Source organism: Streptomyces sp. NPDC087440 (assembly GCF_044744005.1).
Lineage (GTDB): Bacteria > Actinomycetota > Actinomycetes > Streptomycetales > Streptomycetaceae > Streptomyces.
The window spans coordinates 219501-244453 of the sequence record NZ_JBIUXN010000012.1; the positions used below are offsets into that span (position 1 = coordinate 219501).

A 24953-nucleotide genomic window follows, 5' to 3' on the forward strand; every position below is an offset into this window, starting at 1 on the left:
ACTTTGCCACGGTCGAAGATGCCGTCGCACCACTGCTCTTGCCCGGCTTCACCGAGGAGCCGTTGGAGCACTTGTTGCCGAACGCCGGGTTCAGCAGGCCAATCACATTGACGGTGTTGCCGCAGAGGTTCACCGGCACGTGCACCGGAGCCTGAACGCTGTTGCCGGAGATGACCCCCGGCGACTTCGAGACCGTGCTGTTGCCCACCGCATCGGCGTAGGCATAGCCGGAGGTCATGGAGAGCACACCCGAGACGGCTGCCGTTACCAGCACGCTCTTACTCAATACCTGTCGCACTTCGCCGTTCCCTGTCTTTCATGCTTGCGGGGCAAGCCGATTGCTCACCCACACATGAGGAGGCGCTGATTGGGCAGCCCCCGAAGGCAAGGCGTGCATTCAGGGGCCGCCCAGGTCCGAACACACGAGGGTTCGGACGTGGAATTACTTGTTGACGCAGGTGTTGCCGAAAGCCGGGTTAAGCAGGGCGATCACGTTGATGCTGTTGCCGCAGAAGTTCACGGGAACGTGAACCGGAACCTGGACGACGTTGCCGGAGAGGACGCCGGGCGAGTTCGAGGCAGCGGCTTCAGCGCCAGCGTCAGCCATCGCGGGGGAGGCCGCACCCAGGGCCATCAGCGAGCCCGCGAGAACTGCGGCAACCTTCATGCGCTTCATTTTGTGACCTTTCCTTCGGCGACACAGTGAACAGCCACGTATTTCGTGCTGCACGAGTCCAATGGGAAACCCGTAGCATCGCCGTCGCTATTCGTAACGATCCGGTGGCGTAAAGGAAACTAATTTAATTCCGTGAAAGTTCACGGTCACCCGGTAGGCCTAAACACATAACCTGCTGAGTCGCGCGTCGCAAGAAAGGCCAACGGGTATGGGAGACCCCGGACAGGTGATACTGCCGACGCCGCTAAATCACCCGGCGGAGTGCGACGCCGCCCGCATTCCATCGGGTCGCCCCACCCTCCGCCGACGTACAGACGATCGGCCAATGCCACGTCACCGGCGCGCCGAGGGAGTCCGTAGCGGGGAAGTCCCGGAATCAGAGCCTCGACAGGCTGTACAACGGTGGGCGTCCCCGCTGGGGTCACGCCCACCGCCGAGCAGTGTCAGCCGCCGAGCGGGAGACCGCCGAGAAGGCCACTGGCCGCAGGACCGGCGGGCGACCCGCCCTTGGTCAGTCCACCGACCACAGGCAGCCCGCCGAGCAGGTCGTCAGCCGGCGCCGCAGCAGCGGGGCCGGGCTTCGATGCCGCCTCGGGGGCAGCAGCCTGGGCGGTACCCGCAACAGCCAGCGCAGAGCCCGAAACGAGGACGGCGAGAGCAGCTGCAGAAGCCTTGTGATGGCGCATTGATTTCTCCTGTGTGCGGTACGGCTGGTCGCAGTCGCAACGATCCGTGCCACTCAGAAGTAACGCGCCCCGGTCATGTCCATCGATGCCAGGGACGTTCGCATACGCATCTCGTCCGCCACAGGCCACTGCTGGGGCAATGCCTGTCACGAGGTACCTGGCACAGGCCGAAAATTCCCCAATTCAGGCCCGCTCTAGTCGAGTCGATAGAGTGAGATCTTGGGAGTGCACGTCTCCATTAGCCCCACCCCGCGTTCTTCAGAGGTGAAACGACAAGCGCCGCCCCGGCCGCTGTCGCCCCGGACACACCTCACGGACAGGACGCCCATCCATGAAGTACACCCACGCCACCGCAGTCCTCGCCGGAACACTTGCCGCCCTGGGCACTGCCACTCCCGCATTCGCGCACCACGATGCCAGCCACGACCAGTCCAAGGCCGTCCGGGTTGCCGAGGCGCAGGCCCAGATCGACGCCGTGCACGCCGACCAGATGAAGCAGCTCACGGAGGTCGCCACCCCCCAGAAGTTCCTCGGTGACGTCAAGGCCAAGGTCGACGACCTGCAGCTCAAGGAAGAATCGGCCGCGCGTAAGGTGCACCCTGGTGGTCCCAACGCTGTGCCCGCCCCCGGCGCTCTGCTTGGTGGGCTCGCCGCCGGCGGCGGACCGGTCGGGGTACCGCTCGACTCTCTGGGCTGACACCCGGGCCACCAGCCATGAGCTCTGCGAGCCCGCCCCGACCCGGCAGAGGCACTGCCCCCGAATGCCAGGGTGTCTACAGCCTTGGAGCAGACCGAGCTTCAACGGTCGGCGCAGGCAGGTGGCAAACCGAAAAAGGGACTGCCTCCGCAAAATCTGCGGAGGCAGCCAGTTCCCTTGTCCGTGATCCAGGATGCACAGGAACCCGCCTTCGAAGACGGCCCCAGGCTCAACTCTCACCCGCTTGCACCAATCAGTGGGATTTTCGAAAAGGTCGGAACTGCGCAGCGCGGTGGCCGTTTCCGGCGGTCCCGGTTGCCTCGGGCCCTCGCGATGATCTGCGTCGGGCACCGACTTTCCTCACGAACGGCGTACGGAACCCCCCAGTTCCGTCGCATCACCACCAGGTGGTGATGCGGATCAGATTCCGTCCATCGCACGCCACCGTCGCGGTCGCCCAACGGCTCCGCATTACCCCGGCGATCCAGTGGCGACGCTGAAAACGCCCAAGAGCGCGTGGTTCCCGGAGCCGGAGAACCTGTGCCGACTCCGATGCAGACGAGGAACACCTGGTTCGCCCGCGCGCTGGAGCGGGCGGCGGAGCCAAGCGCCCGACGATGCCTACCGCAGTGAGGTGGCACCGCGGGCCGAAGCCGATCGATGAGGCCCTGGACTTGTTCCAGGGCCTCATCGACACCCGGCTGCTGAACACGGCGAAGCGGGCGGCGGAGAAGGAGCGGCAGTTCACGCTGCCGCAGTTGGAGAAGGCTTTACGGGCGCTGGCGCGGGCGGCGACGGTACCGAGGACCTGCAGCCGGTTCAGGGGCCCGGCACAGACTGCGGCGCGGCGGTGCTCTCGCTGGTGCCTGAGGACGAGAACACGGCCAAGGTCGCTGTGCGAGCAGCGCTCGCGACCCGATGCGCCACGGAGCCGCCCGTTCCGGTTGCTGGCGTGAGTCGAAGGTGCTGGACGCAGCGAGCGCCGGCAAGCGCGTCCTGGCCGGAGCCCGGAGGCTCCCGGCGCTGGCCCGGCGGAAGGCGGGGCGAGCCGCTGCTGCCGCGCGAGATGGACGACAAGCTTGTGTCGCCCGCCTGGTGGCAGGCCGTACGCGCCAACTTGATCTGCCACCCGCGGTGTTGGGCCGGGAGATGTGTGTGGTGTACGGGCCGGAGCAGCTGCACGGGGCCCTGAACAACCGCGAGGTCTTCGCCTCGCCCTGGCACCGCTGCTTCAATCCGCGGACCCGCCTGCTGGTTGGGCCCGACCGGGACGTGGTCGACACGGATGTCCCGGCAGCCGTGAGTATGGACATGCCGTGAAGGAGTACCTGGCGGTGCTGGTGCGAGGTTTGGATGCAGATGGCTGTAGTTCGCCGAACGGCTGCAGGAGGAGGAAGCGACGGCGAAGGCCTCCGTACCGGCGCGGGACGACGGGCGAGCTGCTGTCCACCGTGATGCCCACGGTGCAGGCCTTCGCCACGCCGACGAAGTCCAGTGCGGCCTTACGCAGGACGGGCTGCGCACTGCAGAGGCCAAGGGGGGCGGAGGGTGGGCGCTGTCCCGTCGTAGCGGCCAGACCGCCGACGTGCGCACCGTCTACCTGGAAGGCGGCTCGATCACTGTCCTCGCCCGCGATCACGGCGTCAGCCACGGCGCGATCCGCACCGCCGTCGCCGACCTCCTGCCCGACCACCAACGCCGAGGAGAGCACCGCCGTCCCGGAACTGCCGGTCACCCTCGACATGCCGGGCAAAGCCGCCGACCATCTCCGCACCTCGGAGCTGGATGCCGCCGAGTGCGCCGCGCTGACAAGAGGGCGACCGTACGGCGCGGTCAGGGCTACCGCGTGCGCGTCAGCACCCTCCTCGCAGCCCTGGTCGTGCTTCCGCGGTTCCGCCCTCATTTGTTGAGGCGCCGCTCGCCCGCTGCGTTGCCGAGCACCGCCCGTGGGACCAGGGCCGGCCGCGGGGTGGGCCTGCTACTTGTCGGCGAGCCAGAACGCGAGGGCTCCCAGGGCAAGGGCGGTACCGAAGGCGGCCTGCGCGATGCGTACGAGGGATTCCTCCGGCCTCTGCTCCGTTCGCTGCGCCCATTCGCGCGCCGCAGCCTGTCGGCGTCCCATACGTTCGCGGGCTGGCCTGGCGGGAACGGCGGGAGCACTCATCACGGGCTTCATGTCCACGAGAACAACCTCAGACCCCTACGAGAAACGCCCTGCGGGCCAGCGATACCCGAACGGCACCCTCATGCCCGTCAGTTGGTCTTCCGGGGATCGCCAAGCCGCTGGGGCCGGGCGGCGCGGGGTGTCCGGATGGTGTGAACTGTGAAGATCGCCAGTAGGGGGAGTCCTCGCAGCAACGTTTCGGCGGCCCTTTCGTTCACCAGGTGTACGACCGCTGGCCCGTTCCCTGGCTGCCGTACGCGAGAGGGGGCCCAAACCCATTGCGGCCCCCTCTCGCCCGGCCAGGCCGCTCGAAGACCTCGGCGAGCAGGCAACCATCAGCACCGTGCCGCATCGCGTGGTGCATGGGGAGCGGCATCTTCAGACGGTCGACGAGGCGCAACCCTCTCTTCCCGCGACGGCATGCGTTTGCCCACGACGCACGAGCGGCAGAGGCATCGGGGGTTCCTCCGAGAACCCGCCGCAGAGAGAGCGCGGCGACGGAACCGCAGCCCCCACGGCGCGACTCCCGGCAGGCGTAGCGGTCGAGCCGGGGAGCACCCCAACTCTCCCGCGGCGGGGAAGATCCAGCACCTGGCGCCCACACCTCCATGTCCTGACCCTGTCCGGGGTTCTGACGGTCTGCCCGTTTGGCGGACCACCCCGAGACGGATGTAGAACCCGGTGTTAGACAGATCACATGATCACAACGCTCTCGCCGGTGGTGACCAGTGCCACCACGGGGCTGATGCTCGCCGCTCTTGCCCTCGGCGCCGCCGTGCCGGGAGCGGACGTCAACGCGCACAGCCAACCCACCAAGACGAAGGCCGTGCCACTGGCGGCCGGGGTCCGAACGCCGTGCCCAAGGATCGACGTGCTCGGTATCTACACGACGAAGGCCACGCAGGCTGTCGGCGGCAAGCACCGCATCTCGTTTGCGTCCCGGGCGATTGCCAAGCGCATGAACCGATCCCTCAAGCACAGCGGAATCTGCGGGAAGGTGCGGTTCGTCACTTCCTATACGGCTGCCTCCTACGCCGGGCCCGAGACCTTCGCCGCAGCCTACCGACACCTGAAGAATCCTCACGACCGGACGCTGGGCGCGCAGGCGCACAGACTGCGGGACCAGTACGGTGCGGACCTTGTCGTGCTGTTGATCGACCAGGAGCAGCGTGGCGGCGGCAAGGGCGACTACACCTCCACGCTGAGCCCCGCGTCCGACGAGTTCGCCTACTCCGTCGCCGACGTGGAGGGCATCGAGCGGGACTCCGTGAGCCACGAGTGGGGACACAACCTCGGCCTCGCGCACGACCGGTACACGATCTCCGCCGATCCTGTGGGCCGGATGCGGATCAGCACCACGCGTCCGTACAACACCGGGTGGATCACACCGGACGGCAGATATCGCACGATCATGGCGTACGAGAAGTCCTGCCTCTTCTCGTGCGAGCAGATCAGCCGCTTCGCCAACCCCGAGCAGACCTACAAGGGACAGCCTCTCGGCGACATGCTGAACGACAACGCACGGGTCCTGCGGGAGACCCTCCCGATCGTCGCCGGCTACCGGGACCGTCCCTTGGCGCCGCAACCCCCGTACGTGCCCCAGGAATGCACTGCGCACCCGTGGCGACTCGCGTGCTGGCTGCGCCTACCGAGCACGCAACTCCCCGACACCTGGCTCGGCCTGCTGTAGCACCGCCGATGAGCGCAGGACGTCCCGGACGCAGGTGGGTGTCCGGGACGTCCTCGATCCGTACAGTCGGCAGCAGCACCTCCCCGAACGATGCGGCGTCGCTTCCAGGCGTGGCCGGCCCGGGCCCGACGAGCGGCCGGTCCGCCCGACGACGAACGCCGTTCGCGAAATCTGACCGCACAGGCGTCGGTGCCTGGGGTGCTACGAGGGACCTGCCTGATATGCCAATCGGCCGACCTGGGCGATGGAGTGGCACCGGGCCCGCAACCGCCACCCCGATGAGGGGAGTTGAGTTTGCTCCGGCATGAAGGCTTCCGAAGTGCCAGAGCCGGGCCCCCGCCGGCCCTTGCTGAGTGCCTACTGGATCGAGAATGCACCAGCCTTCCTGGCCACCGGCTGGGCAGGCGGGCACCAAGTCCGGCACGTCCGCCAGCCCCCACCCATGGGGAGGCTCTGCGCTGCCACATCCGCCGTGAGCGCCGTGGCCGCCCTGGCCTCGACGGCTCTCGCGCTCTGGGCGTGGTAGCCCTCCGGGCGCCACCGGAGAGTCGACCGATCGCTCCATCGCCCGACTTCCGAACTGGGGCAGGCCACATCCCACTGCGACCCCGCCCGTCCAACTACAGTGTGTGCGCTTGTGATTACGCACGCGTAGGTGCGCACAAGCCGTTTCTCTCGCTTCCCATCGCAGACGGGTATCCCATGGCACGCCACGCAGCTTCCAAGTCTCCGCGCCACGACCTCCTCCAGGCCGGCCTCACCATGACGGTCGTCGGCACCGTGCTGGCGGCCGGGTCGGCCGCCGCACAGGCAGCTCCACTGCCGCTTCCTGCGGGTGCCGAGCAGGCGCTCGACGGTGCGGACGCTCCGTCGGGGTCGGTGATCACCGGCACGCTCATGCAGGCGACAGCCAGCGGGTTCGGTCCCATGAAGAACATGCGCCTCAACCCGGTCGCGGGCACAGGGGTCAATCCGCTGGACAACACCGTTGGAACTCAGGTCGCTGACTTCAAGCCGGTAGACACCGGGGTGCTGACACGTTCCCTGGCAGACGGAGGCGCGGTCAAGGATCTGCCCGTGGCGGGAATGGTGACATCGGTTCTGCCTGGATGACGCGCTGCTTTACGCGATGCGCCGGAACCTGTCGGGGCGGGCCTGCCGGTCGGCGTGGAGTCGGACGGGCCCGGGGCGATCTCGTCCTGGCACTGCGCCTGGCACCCCGCGGCGGGTGAATCCGCAGGCAGGCCGGACCGACTGAGGGTGGTGGCGGTCCCCGCAGGATGCCCTCGGGGACCTGCCCCTCTTCTACCGAGGCTGAGCCAAGGACGCCCAGCGGGCACATGGTCCGCGCGGAGGGCTCGGGTGGGCGGCGGCATCGGTACTCCCTTCGTCCTCGCACGGCAGCCGGTGCCACCCGATCTCGCAGAACGGGCGGAGGCTGCCACAGGGTGTGCTCCGCGCCTCCTGGGGTGCTGGGGGCGTTCACGAGTACCTCTGACCTGGGCCAAAGAAGCGCCTTGAAGATCGCTTCCCAGCTAGCGGGTGATCGTTTCCCGACGGGCCGGAGTCAGTCCCACCAGAATTCCCAGCAGCGCGTGTCGATGAGTCGCTCGGCGTACGCCTCCAGGGTCTGGGGGCGAGGGCCCTGCCAAATGTTGTCGGGACAGAAGGTGAAGTGTTCGGCCGCTACGAGCAGGGCGTCGTCCCTGCTGGTCGGCGGCGTGGCGACGCTCAGGTGGAGTGTGTCGGAACCAACGGCGACCACACATGCACCGAAGCGTTGCTCCCAGTCGCTCACCACGGCAGCGAACGCGGCGGTGTCGTTGTCCCAGTTGACGGGCCCGTCCCAGCCGACGAGGGCGAGAGCGTCGGCACCGGAAGGCGCGGCGACAAGACCCAGGCGTGACCGCGGCCGACTCCGGACGAAGTGCATCCGCCCCGACCTGCGCAACGAGACCTCCCGACGAGCCCCAGAAACGACGAAATCCCGCCCGATCAATGTGATCGGACGGGACTCGTGAACCGATCCTGAGCTAACTCAAGAACGGCCCTGTTGTGGACCTGTGGGGATTTGAACCCCAGACCCCCTCGATGCGAACGAGGTGCGCTACCAGACTGCGCCACAGGCCCTTGCAACGAGATGAACTCTAGCACCTCTTCCGGGGTGCTCGGTAATCCGTTCCTCGCACCCCCTCAAGCCCCCCACCTGCGGCGGGTCCGTCCGGGCCGATCATTCGTTGGCGGCGCGGGGGCGGTCGTCCTCGTCGTACTGGTCGAAGAGCGGGGTGCGGCCGCGCTCTCGGGAGCGGCGGCCCGGCTGGGGACGGCGAGCGCCCTGCGCGGGTCTGTCGTCCTCGGCCGGAGCCGCCGCCGGGTCGGCGGTGCTGGAGCGGGCGGAGCTCCAGGTGCCGGGGGCACCCAGGTCCAGTTCGCCGGTGGCGCGCGGGGCGACGGGAGCGGTCACGTACGTCGGGAGCGGCACCGGGACGGGCTCCCAGCTCTCGCCGCGGGCGGCGCCGCGCTCGCGTTCGCGCTGCTGGTCGACCCACTCGGCGTGGTCGGTCTGCTCCACCAGGGCGCGGCGACCGGCCTCCTGGGGGGAGACGGCGGGCGCGGGGGCGGGTTCCGGGCGGTCGTCCTGCTCGCCCTGCGCATGCGAACCCGGCGAGCCGTGCGTGTGCGAGCCGTGGGAGTGCCCCTGGCGTCCCTGGTACGCGTGGTGGCGCTGAGGGTGTTCCGGCGAAGGCGCCGACGCCGGGCGGTGGATCTGCTGGGTGCGCTGCTCGCGCAGGCGTTGCGCGGCGAGTTCGGCCCTGCGCCGGTCCATGGTGAACGCGAAGCGGCGCTTCTCCTGGCCCCGCAGGTGCACGATGTACGCGCTCAGGAGTACGGCCGGAACGCCGGGGGCCCACAGGTAGCGCAGCCCGCCGACGGCGGCGACGATCGCGCCGAGCGTGAAGGCGGCAAAGAGCAGGACCGTGGTGCGGCGGCGACGGGCCAGGACCTTGGATCGGCGGGCCCGTTCGAGGGCCGCCGGGGAGGGCTTGGCGGGGCGGGGACGTTCCCGCTCGCGCACCGGCTCGCGGGCGGCGGGCTCCTCGTCGCGGGAGGCCTCCTCGCGCTCGGCCCGCTGCTGCGCCTTGCGTTCGGCCCTGGAGGAGGGTGCGGCGAAGGCGCGGACGTCGACCGAGTCGGTCACCGGGTCCGCGCCGGACGGGGCGTCGGGGTCGCTGGGCTCCGTGCCTTCGGTGCCGGCCGCGCCGCCGTCGCGCTGCTGGAGCTCCTTGGCGTACCGGCGCTCCATGGCCCCGCGTCCCGACAGGAGTCGGATGGCGGTGCTGAAGCGTTCCGTCGGACGAGCCTCGTTGAGTTCGTCCTGCCTGCGGAGCCACATCGGCACCAAGTAGGCGGCCCAGGCCCCGACGATGACTGCGTAGATCAGGCCGCTGCTGCTCACACCCCACACCGTAGAGGGGCCCGGAGGGGGGCATCCGCCAATTGGGCCGGTGTGTCGGGCGTATCTGTCTGATATTCCGAACTTTTTTGATGCGCGGGCTGGCAGCCTCGATCAAATTCGAGCATTTGTTTTATTTTTGCGAGGTGGAACGGCGTCGCCAGCGCCCGAGGACGCCCTCGGGAACCTCTTCCGAGGTGAGGGCGAAGACGAGGTGGTCGCGCCAGGCACCGTCGATGTGCAGATAGCGCGGCCGCAGCCCCTCCTCGCGGAAGCCGAGCTTTTCCACCACGCGACGGCTGGGCCCGTTCTCGGGGCGAATGCACACCTCCATGCGGTGCAGCCCGACGTTGCGGAAACAGTGGTCGACGACGAGCGCGACGGCGGTCGGCATCACACCACGCCCGGCGACGTCGCGGTCGACCCAGTAGCCGACGTGCCCCGAGCACATGGAGCCCCAGGTGATCCCCGCGACCGTCAGCTGGCCGACCAGTTGCCCCCGGTACTCGATGACGAACGGCAGCATCCGTCCCGCGTTCGCCTCCGCCCGCAGGTGACGCACCATTTGACGGTACGTCGGACGATGCGCGACCGGACCGGTGGGCGTGGGCGGCGGAATCGTCGCCTCCCAGGGGCGCAGCCAGTCCCGGTTGCGGCGGTTGACCTCGCGCCAGGCCCGCTGGTCGCGCAGTTTTATCGGGCGCAGGACGACGTCCCCGTCCTTGAGTTCCACGGGCCAGGCGGCGGTGTTCAGTTGATCCCCCCGGGGGTACCGGCGGCTCTCGGGTGGTCGCCGCCGCGCAGCTGGTCGACGGCATGCAGCAGGACGCGGTCCAGGACCGCGAGGCCGTCGCGGACGCCGCCGGTGGAACCCGGCAGGTTGACGATCAGGGTGGTGCCGCCCGCGACCCCGGCCAGGCCCCGGGAGAGCGACGCGGTGGGCACGTGCGGTCGGCCCTCGGCGCGGATGGCCTCGGGGATGCCGGGGATCTCGTAGTCGATGACCCGGCGGGTGGCGTCGGGGGTGCGGTCGGTGGGCGAGATGCCGGTGCCGCCGGTGGTGACGATGACGTCGTACGCGAAGAGCACGCCGTCGCGCAGGGCGGCCTCGACGGGGTCGCCGTCGGGGACCACCTCGGGTCCTGTGACGGTGAATCCCATACGGGTCAGGCCTGCGGCGACCAGCGGGCCGCCCTTGTCGGCGTACACCCCGGCGGAGGCGCGGTTGGACGCGGTGACGACGAGCGCGCGGTAGGGGCGGACGTCGGGGCCCGCATGCATCGGCTCGCCGGGCACCTGGGACTGGTAGCCGGGTTCGGAGACGGGTCCCGGCACGGCGTCCGGGTGGGCGTGCGCCTCGGAGTGGCGGTCGGTCTCGGTGTCGGCGGGGGCGTCGGGGGCCAGGCCCGCGACCTTGTGCTGTGTGCTCATGCGCGCGTCCAGTCGCCGGACTTGCCGCCGGTCTTCTCCTCGACCCGTACGTCCGTGATGACCGCGCCCTTGTCGACGGCCTTCACCATGTCGATCACGGTCAGGGCGGCGACGGTGACGGCCGTGAGGGCCTCCATCTCGACGCCCGTACGGTCGGTGGTCTTCACGGTGGCGAGGATCTCCACGGCGTCGTCGGCGACGGTCAGCTCCACCGTGACGCCGGAGACGGCCAGCGGGTGGCAGAGCGGGATCAGGTCGGGGGTGCGCTTGGCGCCCATGATGCCCGCGATGCGGGCGGTCGCGAGGGCGTCGCCCTTGGGGACGCCCTCGCCGCGGAGGAGTTCGATCACGCGTGGGGAGACGAGCACGCGGCCGCCGGCGCGGGCGGTGCGGTGGGTGACGTTCTTCTCGGAGACGTCCACCATCCGGGCCGCGCCGGCCTCGTCGATGTGCGTCAGGCTGCCTTGCGTACTCATGTATCCGCCTCGCGATCAGGCGCCGGTCCGTCGCGGGCCGGCAGTCGTTGCCTCCGGCCGTTGCCTCGGCGCAGCGGCAGACACCGTACCGCCACGGGCCCCTCAGTGCGTGAGCAGGACCACGTCCACCTCGCTTCCGGGGGCCAGTGAGGTGGTGTCCTCGGGGACGACCAGCAGGCAGTCCGCGTGGGCGAGGGCGGCGACCAGGTGCGAGCCTGAGCCGCCCACGGGGGTGACCGTGCCCGCTTCCGCGTCGTACGTACCGCGCAGGAACTGGCGCCTTCCGGACGGGGAGTCGAGCGCCTTGTCCGCCGTGAGGGTGGCGCGGACGACCGGGCGGTGGACGTCCTCCAGGCCCATCAGGGCGCGGATCGCGGGCCGTACGAACAGCTCGAAGGAGACGTAGCTGGAGACCGGGTTGCCCGGCAGGGCGAGCAGCGGGGTGTGGTCGGGGCCGATCGAGCCGAAGCCCTGGGGCTTGCCGGGCTGCATGGCGAGCTTGCGGAAGTCGACGCCGCTGCCCGGCTCGTCCTCGTCCGAGGTGTGCGAGAGGGCTTCCTTGACGACGTCGTACGCGCCGACGCTGACGCCGCCGGTGGTGACCAGGAGGTCGGCACGGACCAGCTGGTCCTCGATGGTGTCGCGCAGCTCGGCGGCGTCGTCGGTGACCGCGCCGACCCGGTAGGCGATGGCTCCGGCGTCGCGGGCGGCGGCGGTCAGGGCGAAGCTGTTGGAGTCGTAGATCTGGCCGGGACCCAGTTCCTCGCCGGGCTGGACCAGTTCGGAGCCTGTCGACATGACGACGACGCGGGGGCGCGGGCGGACCAGGACGGTGGCCCGGCCGATCGCCGCCAGCAGCCCGACCTGGGGCGGGCCCAGGACCGTACCGGCTTCGAGGGCGGTGTCTCCGGCCTTGACGTCGCTGCCGGCGGCGCGGACGTGTGCGCGGGCCTTGGCGGGGCGGTGCACGCGGACCTGGCCGGAGGAGTCGCCGGGGTTGGCGCCGGCGGAGCGGAAGGTGGTGGCGGGGCCTTCGCCGCTGCCGCCGTCGGTCCACTCGACGGGGACGACCGCCTCGGCGCCCGGGGGCAGCGGGGCGCCGGTCATGATGCGGGCGGCCTCGCCGGGGCCGACGGTCAGCTCGGCACCACCGGAGCCCGCCGCCACGTCGCCGATGACGGTGAGCACGGCGGGGAACTCCGTGCTCGCGTCCGCGACGTCGGCCACCCGGACCGCGTACCCGTCCATCGAACTGTTGTCGAAGGGCGGCAGCGAGACCGGGACGGTGACGTCCTCGACGAGGACGCAGCCCTGGGCGTCGGGGAGTTGGAGCTCGATGGGCTCCAACGGGCGGATCGCGCCCAGGACGTCGTCCAGGTGCTCGTCCACCGACCAGACGCGGTCGGGGCTGCCCTCGTCGCCGACGGTGGCGGGCGGTGCTTCGGTGGTGCTCACGTGCTACATCTCCTCGTGGACGTAACTGCGAAGCCAGGTCTTGAAGTCCGGGCCCAGGTCCTCACGCTCGCACGCGAGTCTGACAATCGCCCGAAGATAGTCTCCGCGGTCCCCGGTGTCATAGCGCCGGCCCTTGAAGACCACGCCGTGGACCGGGCCGCCGACCTTCTCGTCGGCGGCCAGCTTCTGCAGGGCGTCGGTGAGCTGGATCTCGCCGCCGCGGCCCGGCTCGGTCTCCCGCAGTATCCCGAAGACCGCCGGGTCCAGGACGTACCGGCCGATGATCGCCAGGTTGCTGGGGGCCTCGGCGGGGGACGGCTTCTCGACCAGGCCGGTGACCTTCACGACGTCGCCGTCGGCGGTCGGTTCGGCGGCGGCGCATCCGTACATCTGGATGTGGTCGGGGTCGACCTCCATGAGCGCGACGACGCTGCCGCCGTGCCGCTCCTGGATCTCCACCATGCGCGAGAGCAGGGGGTCGCGGGGGTCGATCAGGTCGTCGCCGAGGAGGACGGCGAAGGGCTCCTCGCCGACGTGCGGGGCAGCGCACAGCACGGCGTGACCGAGGCCCTTGGGGTCGCCCTGGCGGACGTAGTGCATGGTCGCGAGGTCGCTGGACTCCTGGACCTTGGCCAGGCGGCCCGCGTCGCCCTTCTTGGTGAGGGCGGACTCCAGCTCGTAGTTGCGGTCGAAGTGGTCCTCAAGAGGGCGCTTGTTGCGGCCGGTGACCATCAGGACGTCGGACAAACCGGCCGCCGCGGCCTCCTCGACCACGTACTGGATGGCGGGCTTGTCGACGACCGGGAGCATTTCCTTGGGCGTCGCCTTGGTGGCGGGCAGGAAGCGGGTGCCGAGCCCCGCTGCCGGGATGACAGCCTTACTGATCCTGGGGTGAGCCTGAGTCATGCGCGGAACGATATCGGGTGGCCCTTCATGGAAGGTCGGCTTCCGGCCTTTTTGTTGCCGTACGAGCGAATTGTGAAGATGGGGTGACCGTGGACGCTGAGGAGACGACGGACCGGGCCGCGCAGAAGCAGGTGCTGCGGCGTGAACTCCTGGGGCGCAGGAAGCTGTTGTCCCAGGAGGACGCGGCGCAGGCGGCCGCGGTTCTCGCCCGGCGGGCACTGGAACTGCCGGAGCTGGCGGGTGCGGGGACGGTCGCCGCGTACGTCTCGGTCGGCCGTGAACCCGGCACCCGTGCACTGCTGGACGCGCTGCACGCGCGCGGGGTGCGCGTTCTGCTGCCGGTGCTGCTGCCCGACAACGATCTGGACTGGGGGGCGTACGAGGGTGCGCAGGGGCTCGTACGGGCCGGGCGCGGGCTCCTGGAGCCCTCGGGGCGCCGGCTGGGCGTGGACGCCGTACGGGAGGCGGACGTGGTGCTGCTGCCGGGGCTGGCGGTGGACACGCGGGGGATGCGGATGGGGCGCGGCGGCGGGTCGTACGACAGGGTGCTGGCGCGGCTGGAGGCGGGCGACGGGGGGACCTGTGTGCGTTTGGTGGTGCTGCTGTACGCGAACGAGGTGGTCGCGGAGGTTCCGGTGGAACCCCACGACCACCCCGTGCACGCGGTGGTGACGCCGGAGGGGGTCCGGCGTTTCGGTGCTGCCTAGCCGGGCGGGCCCGGCTTGAGGACCAGGGTCTCGGTGGTCGACTTGTCGACGGCCGCCTTGGTGAACGACCAGTCGAGCAGTTCGCCCTTGGCCCACTTCTCCGTCTGGTCGCTGTAGTTACTGTGATAGGCGTGCCCGGAGGAGCCGGTCAGGTTGATCCAGCGGGACTTGTCGAGGTCGCTGAGGTTGACGACCATCCGCATGGACGGGACCCAGACGACCTCGTAGCCGCCCGCCGCGTTCCAGCCGGTGGCGTTGACGGCCGCCTCGCCGCCGCCCAGGTTCCAGGGGCCGCGGTTGAGCAGGTGCTGGATGAAGCCGGGGCCCTCGGTGCCCAGCGTCTGGTTCTTGAGCGTGAGCTGGTGCAGGCGGCCCCAGTTCCACGTCTTGATGTTCTTGCCGAGCTTGGCGGTGAGCTCCCAGCGGGCGTCCTCCATGGCCCGCGCGAACAGCTCGTCGCGGGTCGTGGTGGCCTTGTCGGTGCGGGAGGCCGGCGAGGACCACCAGTCGCTCTTCTCGTCCTTCACCAGGTTGCGTACGACCTCGAACCAGCGGTCGCCGCCGTCGGGCTGCGCGGAGTCCGCGTCGCGCTCGCCGCACTCGCGGGTCGGCTTGGCGAGGTCGTCGACGGGGCCGTCGGCGGAGCGCACGTACAGGCACTGGCCCGTGACCCGCAGTTCCTTGGGCATCTTGTTGCCGAAGGCCAGCTTGAGGATGTTGCGCCAGACGCCGTTGAAGTACGCGGCGGCCGCCGAGTCGGACTCCTGGGTGTAGTCCCAGCCCTCCAGGAGCTTCTGTGCCTCGCGGATCTGCTCGTCGTTGATGTCGATCTTCAGCAGGTAGGGGGTCAGCAGCTTGGCGATCTCGCTGCTGTTGTCCATCTGCATGGTGCGCATGTCATCGGTGCTGATCTTGCCGCCGTCCTTGGTCTTGGACTCGATCAGGTCGTTGATGCGCTGCGAACGGGCGCCGTAGCCCCAGTCCTCGGTGAGCTTCAGGTCCGGGTACTTGCGGGAGTCGACGACGGCCTGGTTGGCGGTGACGATGTAGCCGCGCTTGGGGTTGTACTCGTACGGCATCCGGCTCTGCGCGATGTAGCCCTTCCAGTTGTTCTTGGAGTCCCAGCCGGCGACCGGCATGCGGCCGTCGTGGCCGCTGCTGCGGATCGGGATGGTGCCCGGGGCCTGGTAGCCGATGTTGCCCGCGGTGTCGGCGTAGATGAGGTTCTGCGACGGCACCTCGAAGTGGCCGGCGGCGCCCTGGAACTCCTTGAAGTTCTTGGCGCGGTTCATCTCGAAGACGGCGTCCATGGACTTGCCGGGCTGCAGGGCGGTCCACTTCAGGGCGACCGCGTAACCGTTGCCCCGGTCGGGGGCGGAGTTGGTGACGGGCGCCTTCTGGCCGACCGACTCCATCTCGGTGTTGCGGTCGGAGATCAGCGGGCCGTTCTCGGTGGAACGGACGGTGATCTTCTTGCTGCCGCCGCCCGCGACCTTGATGGTCTCGACGCGGGTCGTGAAGGGCTTTTCCTTGTTGTCGTACAGGTACGTGTTGTTGGGGCCGACCTTCTCCAGGTAGAGGTCCGAGACGTCGGCGCCCAGGTTGGTCATGCCCCAGGCGATGTCCTGGTTGTGGCCGATGACCACGCCGGGCATGCCGGAGAAGGTGTAGCCCGCGGTGTCGTACTGGCACTGCGAGGAGATCTCACGGCAGTGCAGGCCCATCTGGTACCAGAGGGACGGCATCTGGGGGGCCAGGTGCGGGTCGTTGGCGAGCAGCGGCTTGCCGGTGGTGGTCTTCGAACCGGCGACCACCCAGGAGTTCGAGCCGATGCCGTTGCCGTTGGGGCCGAGCAGTGCCGGGATCTTGTCGAGGTTGGCGGAGATGCGGGAGAGCTGTGTCTGGAGGCCCTGGGTGGAGCCGACGCCGGTGTTGGAGCTCGCACCGGTGCTGGTGCCAGTTCCGGTTCCGGTGCCGGTTCCGGTGCCACCGGTGCCGGCGTTGCGGCCTGCGCTGCCGCCGGTGCTGGTGCCCGTGCCGCCGGTGCTGGTGCCCGTTCCCGTGCCACCGGTGCTGGTGCCGGTGCCGGATGCGCCGCGGGCGTCCGTGCCGAAGCCGTTGCCGGAGGAGCCCGAGGAGCCGCCCTTGGCGAGGTTCTCCTCGACGATCGGCTTGTGCCGGTCGAAGGGGTACTTCGGGTACAGCTCGTCGATCTGCTTCTTGTCCATGCGGCTGGTCATCAGCGAGCGGTCGATCTCGTCCTGCATGTTGCCGCGCAGGTCCCAGGCCATCGCCTTGAGCCAGGCCACCGAGTCGACCGGGGTCCACTCCTCGATGGTGTAGTCCGTGGTGAAGCCGAGGGCTGCGTACTCCACGGAGACGTCCTTGCTGGAGCGCCCCTTCAGGTACTCGTTGACGCCCGCCGCGTACGCCTGGAGGTACTTCTTCGTCTCCGGCGACAGCTTCTCGTCGTACTCCTTCTGCGCCACCTGGCGCCAGCCGAGGGTGCGCAGGAAGGCGTCCGTCTCGACCTGGCCCGAACCGAACATCTCGGCGAGACGGCCCGACGTCATGTGGCGGCGGACGTCCATCTCCCAGAAGCGGTCCTGCGCCTGGACGTAGCCCTGGGCGCGGAAGAGGTCGGCGTCCGTGGAGGCGTAGATCTGCGGGATGCCGTTGGCGTCGCGCTTGACGTCGACGGGCTGCGTCAGCCCGTCGAGCGTCAGCTCACCACTGGCTTGGGGGAACGAGGCCCGTACGGTGCTGACGCTCCAGTACGTGCCGTAGCCGACGCCCGCGACGATCGCCAGCACCAGCACGATGAGGAGCAGGCGGGCGCGCCCCCTCTTCTTTTTCTTGCCTGCGGGAGCAGCGGAAGGGGCGGTGGGGGTGGCGGGCATCGCTGTCCTTAGAGGGGCAGGGTGGTCCTGGAGTGCTGGAGCAACCATAGGCGCAGCCCCGTACCGCTCCGGACTCGGTCTCCGGAAGCACTCTTTGAGGCAGTTGAGGAAACGCGTTAAGGAGGCGTCAAAGATTAGGTAAGGTAATGAAACTACCTCGCCCGTATGCCCTGCCGCTGGAGGAACGATCCGGCTGGCCCCAGGAAAGGACCGGCCCCTGACTGTCCACCAGCTCAATGAACTCCTGCTCATCTGCGCGGTCGTGCTGCTCGTCGCCGTCGCGGCGGTACGACTGTCCTCGCGCAGCGGGCTTCCCAGCCTGCTGATCTACCTCGGGATCGGCATCGCGCTGGGCCAGGACGGCATCGGCAACGTCGCGTTCGACAACGCCGAGCTGACGCAGGTGATCGGCTATGCCGCCCTGGTCGTGATCCTGGCCGAGGGCGGCCTGGGCACGAAGTGGAAGGAGGTCAAACCCGCGTTGCCGTCGGCAGTCGTCATGTCGACACTCGGCGTCGCGGTGAGTGTGGGCATCACGGCGGCAGGTGCGCACTACCTGGTGGGACTGGACTGGCGGCAGGCGTTGATCATCGGTGCTGTGGTGTCCTCGACGGACGCGGCGGCGGTCTTCTCGGTGCTGCGCAAGGTGCCGCTGCCCGCGCGCCTGACGGGCGTCCTGGAGGCCGAGTCCGGCTTCAACGACGCCCCGGTGGTCATCCTGGTCGTGGCGTTCTCCACGGCCGGCCCCGTCGACCACTGGTACGTACTGGTGGGCGAGATAGCCCTGGAGCTGGCGATCGGCGCGGCCATCGGTCTCGCGGTCGGCTGGCTCGGTTCGCTCGGCCTGCGCAGCGTGGCGCTGCCCGCCTCCGGTCTGTACCCGATCGCGGTGATGGCGATCGCGGTCACCGCGTACGCGGCGGGCGCCATGGCGCACGGCAGTGGCTTCCTGGCGGTCTACCTGGCCGCGATGATCATGGGTAACAGCAAACTTCCGCACTGGCCGGCCACCCGCGGTTTCGCCGACGGACTCGGCTGGATCGCCCAGATCGGCATGTTCGTCCTGCTGGGCCTGCTGGTCACCCCGCACGAACTGCTGGACGACATCTGGCCCGCGATCATCGTCGGCCTGGTCCTGACGATGGTGGCCCGCCCCGCTTCCGTACTGATCAGCCTGCTGCCCTTCGGTACGTCCATGCGCGAGCAGGTGCTGCTGTCCTGGGCGGGACTGCGCGGGGCGGTGCCCATCGTGCTGGCGACCATTCCGATGGTGGGCGGCGTCAAGGGCAGCGACCAGATCTTCAACATCGTCTTCGTGCTGGTCGTCGTCTACACGCTGGTGCAGGGTCCGACGCTGCCGTGGCTGGCGCGGCGGCTGAACCTGGGGGACGGCGCGGAGACCGCCGACCTGGGCATCGAGTCCGCGCCCCTGGAGCGGTTGCGCGGGCACCTGCTGTCGGTGGCCATCCCGGAGAAGTCCCGGATGCACGGGGTGGAGGTGGCGGAACTGCGCCTGCCGCCGGGGGCCGCCGTCACCCTGGTGGTGCGGGACGGCACCAGCTTCGTACCGCTGCCGACGACAGTGCTGCGACGCGGGGACGAGCTGCTGGTGGTGGCCACCGATCCGGTACGGGACGCCGCTGAGCGGCGACTGCGGGCGGTCGGCCAGGGCGGCAAGCTGGCGGACTGGCTGGGCACGGGCGGCGAACCCGCACCACGGCCGGCGCTGCGGCCCGTACAGCAGCCCGCGGCAGCGAAAGCAAGGGCGACGGACCAAAAGCCCCTGTAGCATGAAGGTGAATTGATCGACCAACTCTGCCTGACGCAGGGCTGGCGCGACCGCACGGCGGCCTGCCCCCATCACAAGGGGCGCCTGGTATCTACCGCCGGTCCTGCGCAAGAGGACAGCTCTCGGCGGCTTCCGCACGCACTGCGTGCCCGCGTACGACGTAGAACGTATGACGTACGCGCAAAGGGATGCGCTACCAGGCGGCAGAAAGGCAAGGGCCGTGACGAACACGGTCACGACCGACGCCACGAAGAACGACAAGCGTCCCGGGTACGGCCAGCTGCTGCGCACGCCCGGGGCCTGGACCTTCCTGATTCCCGGGTTCCTGGCCCGGCAGCCCTTCGCGATGCTGACCATCGGCATCGTGCTGCTGGTGCAGCACACGACCGGTTCCTACGGCAGCGCGGGCATCGTCGCCGCCGTCACCGGTGTCTCGATGGCGCTGTTCGCACCGCAGAGCGGCAAGCTGGCGGACCGTTTCGGGCAGCGCGCGGTGCTCGTGCCCGGCGTACTGGTGCACGCGGCGTCCGTGAGCGCGCTCACCGCGCTGGCGCTCGCCGGTGCACCCCTGTGGGCGCTGTTCGTCGCCGCTGTCCCCGCCGGTGCTTCGGTGCCGCAGGTGGGGCCGATGGTGCGGGCGCGCTGGGCGGCGAAGCTGGAGGGTTCGCCGCTGATGTCGACGGCTGCGGCCTTCGAGTCGGTGACGGACGAGTTCACCTTCGTGGTGGGTCCGGTGCTGGCGACCGCATTGTGCACCGGTGTGCACCCGGCGGCGGGGCTGATCGCCGAGGCGACGCTCACCCTGGCCGGCGGCCTGTTCTTCGCCGCCCAGCGCGGGACGCAGCCGGTGCCGAGCCGTCGCCCGGGTGAGGCGAAGGCGAAGCACGTCTCCGCGCTGTCCATCCCCGGTGTGCGGGTGCTCGCGGTGGCGTTCCTGGGCATCGGCTCCGTCTTCGGCGGCATGCAGGTCTCGCTCACCGCGTTCGCGCAGGAGGCGGGCAACCCGGGCATCAACGGGCTGCTGTACGGCATCTTCGCGGGCGGCAACATGCTGGCGGGCATCGTCTGCGGCACCGTCGCCTGGAAGATCGGGCCGCGTCGCCGGCTGATGGCCGGATACATCGGGCTGACGCTCTTCGCCTCCGGGCTGTGGGCGGTGCACTCCGTGCCGCTGCTGGCGGGGCTGGGGCTGCTGGTCGGCCTGTGCATCGCGCCCGCGCTGATCACTGGTTACACCATGGTCGAGACGCTGGTGCCTGCCACCGCGCGGACCGAGGCGTTCACGTGGCTGACGGGCGCGGTCGCGTTCGGGCAGGCCATGGCCGTGACGGTGGCCGGGCGGCTGACCGACGCACATGGCTCCGGCGCCGGTTTCCTGGTGCCGCTGGGCGGCACGGCGCTCGCCCTGGTGGTGCTCGTGGTGCTGCGCTCGCGCCTGTTGCCTCAGTCCTCGGGGCGGGTGGCCGCACGTGGTGTGGGTCACCGCGTGCCGGTCACGGTGGACTGATCCAGCGGAATACGTCACTATGGACCGTCGTTAGCACTCATCGAGTGAGAGTGCCAGGAGGAGCAAGTGCCGACCTACCAGTACCAGTGCACCGCATGCGGCGAAGGCCTTGAGGCAGTGCAGAAGTTCACCGATGACGCACTGACCGAGTGCCCGGCCTGCAAGGGACGCCTGAAGAAGGTCTTCTCCGCGGTCGGCATCGTCTTCAAGGGCTCCGGTTTCTACCGGAACGACAGCCGCGGCTCCTCGTCGAGCAGCACGCCGGCGTCGACCTCGGCCTCGAAGACCGCTTCGTCGTCGTCCTCGTCGAGCTCCGACTCGAAGCCCGCGGCTTCGTCGTCGACCACGTCGTCCTCGTCGTCGTCTTCGTCGAGCTCCTCCACGGGGTCGTCCTCGGCCGCCTGAGGCATCCGCTTTCCGCTTTTCCCGAAGTCCCCGCAGTCGTTCGCGACGGCGGGGGCTTCGGCGTTCCCGGGCCGAAGCGGCGTGCGGGCCGGGGCTAGGGTGACGGCCATGGTGAACGCAGCGCAGGCAGAGATCGGTGTCATCGGCGGATCGGGCTTCTACTCCTTCCTGGAGGACGTGACCGAGATCCAGGTGGACACTCCGTACGGCAGCCCCAGCGACTCCCTGTTCCTGGGCGAGATCGCCGGCCGGAAGGTGGCGTTCCTGCCCCGGCACGGGCGCGGTCACCACCTTCCGCCGCACCGCATCAACTACCGGGCCAACCTGTGGGCGCTGCGCTCGGTGGGTGCCCGTCAGGTGCTGGGACCGTGCGCGGTGGGCGGTCTGCGGGCCGAGTACGGTCCGGGCACGCTGCTGGTGCCGGACCAGTTGGTGGACCGTACGAAGGCCAGGACGCAGACGTACTACGACGGCGTCACAGCCGTGGACGGCACGCTGCCCGAAGTCGTGCACATGTCGTTCGCCGACCCGTACTGCCCCACGGGACGCGGCGTCGCGCTGGAGGCTGCGCGCGGGCGGGACTGGGAGCCGGTGGACGGCGGGACGCTGGTGGTCGTCGAGGGGCCGCGCTTCTCGACCCGCGCGGAGTCGGTGTGGCACGCGTCGATGGGCTGGTCGGTCGTCGGGATGACGGGGCATCCGGAAGCCGTGCTCGCTCGTGAACTGGGGCTCTGCTACACGTCGATGACGCTGGTCACGGACCTGGACGCGGGTGCGGAGACGGGTGAGGGCGTCAGTCACGAGGAGGTCCTGAAGGTGTTCGGGGCGAACGTGGACCGGCTGCGCGGGGTGTTGTTCGACGCGGTGGCGGGGTTGCCGGAGAACGCCGCCCGTGACTGCCTGTGCGCGCACGCGCTGGACGGGATCGAGACGGGGATCGCGCTGCCCTGACGCCGGGCTTCCCCCGTGAGGGTGAGCGAGTTCTCCACAGGGCGGGGGCTGTCCACAGGGCCCGGCGGGATCGGCGCGGGACGTGGATCGTGAGGGGTTACAGACCGTGAACCCGACGTGATCCGGTGGTGATTCTCCGTGTCCTCGCTCGCCCCCTCTCTTCCGCTGCCCCTGCCCGCGCCGTCCGCGCCCGAGCCGTGTGGCGTGCCCGAATTCGCTCCGTTGCGGGTGCGAGGCGGTAGGGGCCGACATCGACTGCGCAAAGCGGTGCGGCGCAGGCGGCGGGCGGTGGCGGCCGGACTCGCGGTGTCCGCCGCCGCGTTGGCCGCCGCGACACCGCGGCCCACGGAACGTACCGGCGTGCATACGCAGACGGTCGAGGAGGCGGGAAAGCAGCATCGCCGGGCCGCCGCGCGCGCGGAGGTGGTGTCCGCTCCCGTACGGATCGCTGACGCGGCGACCGTACGACTGCTGCGGCGCGGGGACCGGGTCGATGTGATCGCCTCCGCCAACTCGCCCACCAGCGGCGGAGTTTCCCCGGCCAGGGTGGTGGCGGCCGGTGTTCGAGTGGCTGAAGTGCCGGAACCGGGGCAGACTTCTGCGGACGGCGGGGCACTGGTGGTGCTGTCCGTTCCTCGCGCGACCGCGGCTCAGCTGGCGGGCGCGGGAACGACGTCCCGGCTGGCGGTGACGCTGTGTTGATCAGTGTGCTGATTGACGGAGCCCCGATTCGCGCTGACGAACAGTGGGGTCACCGATACGAGTTGCCGGATTGGACAGCGGCAACCGGTGCTGCCAAGAGTTGCGGAGATATTTGCACTGCCCCCTGCACATGCGAAAAGAGGCTCGTTCGTGAGCGACGAGAAGACCAGCCTGCTGGAAGGCTTCAAGGCCTTCCTGATGCGCGGCAACGTGATCGATCTCGCGGTCGCCGTTGTCATCGGTGCCGCGTTCACCAACATCGTGAACTCGATCGTCAAGGGCGTGATCAATCCGCTTGTCGGCGCCTTCGGCACGCAGGACCTGGAGAAGTACAGCTCCTGTCTGAAGGACCCGTGCAAGGTCGTCGACGGTCAGATGCAAGGCATCCCGATCATGTGGGGATCGGTGCTCAGCGCCATGCTGAGCTTCCTGATCACCGCCGCGGTCGTCTACTTCCTGATGGTTCTGCCGATGGCGAGGTATCTCGCCAGGCGCGCGGCGAAGGAGAAGGCGAAGGAGGCGACCGAGGAGGTCATGGACGCCACCGAGATCGAGCTCCTCAAGGAGATCAGGGACGCCCTGGTCGCGCAGCGCGGGTCCGGGCACAACAACCCGTAGTACCGCGGTCACCGCGGTCGGATCGGATGCCGCCGCGGTCGGATCAGATGTGGTGCGGCGGCTTCTCGTCCAGGAAGCGGGCGAGGTCCGCCGTCCCACCGCTGGTGGTGGGACGGTCGCCCCAGCCCCGGTCCGTGTCGTCCGACGACTGCTGGTCCAGCGGATCGTCGAAGACCAGCTTGGGCTTGGGGCGCGTCGCCGGTTCGGGGAGGCCCGCGCCCGGGGCGGCCTGGTCGGAGGTGTTCATTCCTCCAGAGTACGGCGGTGGTACGGGAACGGGCCCTCGGCCGACCGAGGGCCCCGCCCGGTCAGCTGGGGGCCTCGGCTCCCTTGCGGGCGTAGAACCACCAGCAGACCGCCAGGCACGTCACGTAGAAGCCGACGAAGACCCAGAGCGAGTTGACCACGGGGAAGTTCGCGAACATCGCCGGGATGAAGAAGAAGCCGTAGGCGGCGATGCCGGAGCTGAAGCCGGTCACTGCTCCCGCCTCCATCTCGGACTGCTTGAGCGCTGCCGCCTGCTCTGCCTCGCCCTGGCCGGCCACCTGCATCAGGTGCTGGTTGCGGAAGATCACCGGGATCTGCCGGAAGGTCGATCCGTTGCCCAGGCCGCAGAAGAGGAACGCGACGAGGAAACCGGCGTAGAAGACCCAGAAGTTGCCGTTGTTGCCGCCGCTCGGCAGTGCGCTGATGACGACGACCAGGGCGACACCCATGCCGACGAACGACAGCATGGTGACGCGGGCACCGCCCAGCTTGTCGGAGAGCCAGCCGCCGCCCCAGCGGGCGAGGGCTCCGACGAAGGGGCCGATCCAGGCGTAGGTGGTGGCCGAGTAGGCCGGGTTGATCGGCGTGAACGTGGTGTTGATCAGGTTCGGCAGGGCCGCGGCGAAGCCGATGAAGGAGCCGAAGGTCCCGACGTACAGCCAGGTCATCAGCCAGTTGTGCTTCCGCTTGAAGATGATCTTCTGCTGGCTGAACGGAGCGGCGGCGACCTTGAGGTCGTTCATCAGGAACCAGGCCAGCAGCGCCATGATGATCAGCAGCGGCACCCAGAGGAACGCACCGTTCTGGAGCCAGACGTCCTCGCCGGTCTTCTTGCTCTTCAGCGGGCCGCCGGCCGGGGCGAAGAGCACGGCCGCGGTGACGACCAGCGGGGCGACCAGTTGGACGACGGAGACGCCCAGGTTACCGAGGCCGCCGTTCATGCCGTTGGCGTTGCCCTTTTCCCGCTTGGGGAAGAAGAAGCCGATGTTGGCCATGGAGGAGGCGAAGTTTGCGCCGCCGAGGCCGCAGACGGCGGCGATCAGGGCCATCTCCCAGTACGGGGTGGAGGTGTCCTGGAGTGCGAAGCCCAGCCACAGCATCGGGGCGACCAGGATGATCGTGGAGAACGCGGTGAACTTCCGCTCGCCGAAGATCGGCCCGATGAAGGTGTACAGGATGCGGAAGGTGCCGCCGGTGATGCCGGGGATGGCGGTCAGCCAGAAGAGCTGCGACTTGGAGTAGCCGAACCCGACGTCGCCGAGCTTGACGACGGTCACCGACCAGACCTGCCAGACCACGAATCCCAGCATCAGGGCGGGGACCGAGATCCACAGGTTGCGGTTGGCGACCTTGCGGCCGGTGGACTGCCAGAAGGACTCGTCCTCGGGACGCCAGTCGGTGATGGTCGTGCCGGGCTTGTACGAGTCGACGCCCTGGGCCGGGGAGCCTGTGGGGGTTGCCGTTGCCATAGG

The 24953-nt window shown here is 69.4% G+C and carries 23 protein-coding genes, 1 tRNA gene and 1 pseudogene; 11 read left to right on the forward strand and 14 right to left on the reverse strand.

Annotated features, from left to right (window positions below; genetic code table 11):
* Both ACIO3O_RS23955 and ACIO3O_RS23960 read right to left on the reverse strand, forming a co-directional pair.
* Positions 1-298: chaplin (locus ACIO3O_RS23955; RefSeq protein WP_401749020.1), on the reverse strand; the 298-nt coding region annotated here is incomplete at its 3' end.
* 144 nt (positions 299-442) lie between these two features.
* Entirely contained in the window at positions 443-676 is a 234-nt protein-coding gene (locus tag ACIO3O_RS23960; protein WP_189828306.1) for a chaplin, read from the reverse strand.
* 1017 nt (positions 677-1693) lie between these two features.
* On the opposite strand from ACIO3O_RS23960, the gene ACIO3O_RS23965 reads away from it, so the two are divergent.
* On the forward strand, positions 1694-2059 hold the full coding sequence (locus ACIO3O_RS23965) for a hypothetical protein (protein WP_401749022.1): 366 nt from the start codon (positions 1694-1696) through the stop codon (positions 2057-2059).
* A 454-nt stretch (positions 2060-2513) separates the two neighbouring features.
* Positions 2514-3527, forward strand: a pseudogene (locus tag ACIO3O_RS23970) (Tn3 family transposase); the annotation flags it as partial.
* A gap of 510 nt (positions 3528-4037) precedes the next feature.
* Here ACIO3O_RS23970 and ACIO3O_RS23975 read toward each other — a convergent pair.
* Entirely contained in the window at positions 4038-4181 is a 144-nt protein-coding gene (locus ACIO3O_RS23975; RefSeq protein WP_401749138.1) for a hypothetical protein, read from the reverse strand.
* Positions 4182-4920: 739 nt separating this feature from the next.
* On the opposite strand from ACIO3O_RS23975, the gene ACIO3O_RS23980 reads away from it, so the two are divergent.
* Positions 4921-5913 (forward strand): M12 family metallo-peptidase, encoded by a 993-nt coding sequence (locus tag ACIO3O_RS23980; protein WP_401749024.1) that lies wholly within the window; start codon positions 4921-4923, stop codon positions 5911-5913.
* A 702-nt stretch (positions 5914-6615) separates the two neighbouring features.
* Positions 6616-7026, forward strand: coding sequence for a hypothetical protein (locus ACIO3O_RS23985; protein ID WP_401749026.1), 411 nt, complete (start codon positions 6616-6618; stop codon positions 7024-7026).
* Between the two features lie 454 nt (positions 7027-7480).
* On the opposite strand, the gene ACIO3O_RS23990 is transcribed toward ACIO3O_RS23985, so the two are convergent.
* The 8 genes from ACIO3O_RS23990 to galU all read right to left on the reverse strand — a co-directional run bounded on the left by ACIO3O_RS23990 (position 7481) and on the right by galU (position 13635).
* Complete coding sequence (locus ACIO3O_RS23990; RefSeq protein ID WP_401749027.1) at positions 7481-7846, reverse strand: DUF4253 domain-containing protein; 366 nt, start codon at positions 7844-7846, stop codon at positions 7481-7483.
* Between the two features lie 123 nt (positions 7847-7969).
* Positions 7970-8043: transfer RNA gene (locus ACIO3O_RS23995), tRNA-Ala, on the reverse strand.
* 100 nt (positions 8044-8143) lie between these two features.
* Positions 8144-9370 carry a hypothetical protein gene (locus ACIO3O_RS24000; RefSeq protein ID WP_401749029.1) on the reverse strand — a complete coding sequence of 409 codons (1227 nt, stop codon included), beginning with the start codon at positions 9368-9370 and terminating at the stop codon, positions 8144-8146.
* Positions 9371-9500: 130 nt separating this feature from the next.
* Positions 9501-10100, reverse strand: coding sequence for a GNAT family N-acetyltransferase (locus ACIO3O_RS24005; RefSeq protein ID WP_401749031.1), 600 nt, complete (start codon positions 10098-10100; stop codon positions 9501-9503).
* A gap of 17 nt (positions 10101-10117) precedes the next feature.
* The gene (locus ACIO3O_RS24010) at positions 10118-10648 is read right to left on the reverse strand and encodes a molybdenum cofactor biosynthesis protein B (protein WP_401749131.1); all 531 of its coding nucleotides are present in this window, start codon (positions 10646-10648) and stop codon (positions 10118-10120) included.
* Between the two features lie 146 nt (positions 10649-10794).
* Positions 10795-11274, reverse strand: a complete 480-nt coding sequence (gene moaC / locus ACIO3O_RS24015; protein ID WP_401749033.1) for a cyclic pyranopterin monophosphate synthase MoaC — start codon at positions 11272-11274, stop codon at positions 10795-10797.
* Between the two features lie 102 nt (positions 11275-11376).
* Complete coding sequence (glp, locus tag ACIO3O_RS24020; protein WP_401749035.1) at positions 11377-12729, reverse strand: gephyrin-like molybdotransferase Glp; 1353 nt, start codon at positions 12727-12729, stop codon at positions 11377-11379.
* 3 nt (positions 12730-12732) lie between these two features.
* Complete coding sequence (gene galU, locus ACIO3O_RS24025; protein ID WP_401749037.1) at positions 12733-13635, reverse strand: UTP--glucose-1-phosphate uridylyltransferase GalU; 903 nt, start codon at positions 13633-13635, stop codon at positions 12733-12735.
* Between the two features lie 89 nt (positions 13636-13724).
* Between galU and ACIO3O_RS24030 the strand changes: the two genes are divergently transcribed.
* A complete protein-coding gene (locus ACIO3O_RS24030; protein ID WP_401749039.1) occupies positions 13725-14342 on the forward strand; it encodes a 5-formyltetrahydrofolate cyclo-ligase in 618 nt (205 codons plus the stop codon).
* Here the strand turns inward: ACIO3O_RS24030 and ACIO3O_RS24035 are convergent.
* Entirely contained in the window at positions 14339-17242 is a 2904-nt protein-coding gene (locus tag ACIO3O_RS24035; RefSeq protein WP_401749041.1) for a penicillin acylase family protein, read from the reverse strand. The two genes, ACIO3O_RS24030 and ACIO3O_RS24035, sit on opposite strands and share 4 nt — an antisense overlap.
* A 217-nt stretch (positions 17243-17459) precedes the next feature.
* On the opposite strand from ACIO3O_RS24035, the gene ACIO3O_RS24040 reads away from it, so the two are divergent.
* The 6 genes from ACIO3O_RS24040 (at position 17460) to mscL (ending at position 23214) form a co-directional block, all read left to right on the forward strand.
* Positions 17460-19031: a potassium/proton antiporter gene (locus ACIO3O_RS24040; protein ID WP_401749133.1), complete on the forward strand. Its 1572-nt coding sequence runs from the start codon at positions 17460-17462 to the stop codon at positions 19029-19031.
* A 220-nt stretch (positions 19032-19251) separates the two neighbouring features.
* On the forward strand, positions 19252-20538 hold the full coding sequence (locus ACIO3O_RS24045) for an MFS transporter (protein WP_401749043.1): 1287 nt from the start codon (positions 19252-19254) through the stop codon (positions 20536-20538).
* Positions 20539-20604: 66 nt separating this feature from the next.
* A complete protein-coding gene (locus ACIO3O_RS24050) occupies positions 20605-20943 on the forward strand; it encodes an FmdB family zinc ribbon protein (protein ID WP_401749044.1) in 339 nt (112 codons plus the stop codon).
* 108 nt (positions 20944-21051) lie between these two features.
* Positions 21052-21894: an S-methyl-5'-thioadenosine phosphorylase gene (locus ACIO3O_RS24055; RefSeq protein ID WP_401749046.1), complete on the forward strand. Its 843-nt coding sequence runs from the start codon at positions 21052-21054 to the stop codon at positions 21892-21894.
* A 360-nt stretch (positions 21895-22254) separates the two neighbouring features.
* Positions 22255-22596: a hypothetical protein gene (locus ACIO3O_RS24060; protein WP_401749048.1), complete on the forward strand. Its 342-nt coding sequence runs from the start codon at positions 22255-22257 to the stop codon at positions 22594-22596.
* A 150-nt stretch (positions 22597-22746) separates the two neighbouring features.
* Entirely contained in the window at positions 22747-23214 is a 468-nt protein-coding gene (gene mscL / locus ACIO3O_RS24065) for a large conductance mechanosensitive channel protein MscL (RefSeq protein WP_401749050.1), read from the forward strand.
* Between the two features lie 43 nt (positions 23215-23257).
* Here the strand turns inward: mscL and ACIO3O_RS24070 are convergent, their stop codons facing one another.
* Together ACIO3O_RS24070 and ACIO3O_RS24075 are read right to left on the reverse strand one after the other, a co-directional pair.
* Positions 23258-23461 (reverse strand): hypothetical protein, encoded by a 204-nt coding sequence (locus ACIO3O_RS24070; protein ID WP_401749052.1) that lies wholly within the window; start codon positions 23459-23461, stop codon positions 23258-23260.
* 61 nt (positions 23462-23522) lie between these two features.
* The gene (locus ACIO3O_RS24075) at positions 23523-24950 is read right to left on the reverse strand and encodes an MFS transporter (protein ID WP_401749054.1); all 1428 of its coding nucleotides are present in this window, start codon (positions 24948-24950) and stop codon (positions 23523-23525) included.
* Positions 24951-24953 lie beyond the last annotated feature (3 nt).

Coding starts and splice junctions, on each gene's coding strand:
- ACIO3O_RS23990 (WP_401749027.1), bottom strand. CDS start 7,846: ATGCACTTCGTCCGGAGTCGGCCGCGGTCACGCCTGGGTCTTGTCGCC.
- galU (WP_401749037.1), bottom strand. CDS start 13,635: ATGACTCAGGCTCACCCCAGGATCAGTAAGGCTGTCATCCCGGCAGCG.
- ACIO3O_RS24075 (WP_401749054.1), bottom strand. CDS start 24,950: ATGGCAACGGCAACCCCCACAGGCTCCCCGGCCCAGGGCGTCGACTCG.
- ACIO3O_RS24010 (WP_401749131.1), bottom strand. CDS start 10,648: ATGCATGCGGGCCCCGACGTCCGCCCCTACCGCGCGCTCGTCGTCACC.
- ACIO3O_RS24035 (WP_401749041.1), bottom strand. CDS start 17,242: ATGCCCGCCACCCCCACCGCCCCTTCCGCTGCTCCCGCAGGCAAGAAA.
- moaC (WP_401749033.1), bottom strand. CDS start 11,274: ATGAGTACGCAAGGCAGCCTGACGCACATCGACGAGGCCGGCGCGGCC.
- ACIO3O_RS23980 (WP_401749024.1), top strand. CDS start 4,921: ATGATCACAACGCTCTCGCCGGTGGTGACCAGTGCCACCACGGGGCTG.
- ACIO3O_RS23965 (WP_401749022.1), top strand. CDS start 1,694: ATGAAGTACACCCACGCCACCGCAGTCCTCGCCGGAACACTTGCCGCC.
- ACIO3O_RS24055 (WP_401749046.1), top strand. CDS start 21,052: ATGGTGAACGCAGCGCAGGCAGAGATCGGTGTCATCGGCGGATCGGGC.
- ACIO3O_RS23985 (WP_401749026.1), top strand. CDS start 6,616: ATGGCACGCCACGCAGCTTCCAAGTCTCCGCGCCACGACCTCCTCCAG.
- ACIO3O_RS23975 (WP_401749138.1), bottom strand. CDS start 4,181: ATGGGACGCCGACAGGCTGCGGCGCGCGAATGGGCGCAGCGAACGGAG.
- ACIO3O_RS24070 (WP_401749052.1), bottom strand. CDS start 23,461: ATGAACACCTCCGACCAGGCCGCCCCGGGCGCGGGCCTCCCCGAACCG.
- ACIO3O_RS23960 (WP_189828306.1), bottom strand. CDS start 676: ATGAAGCGCATGAAGGTTGCCGCAGTTCTCGCGGGCTCGCTGATGGCC.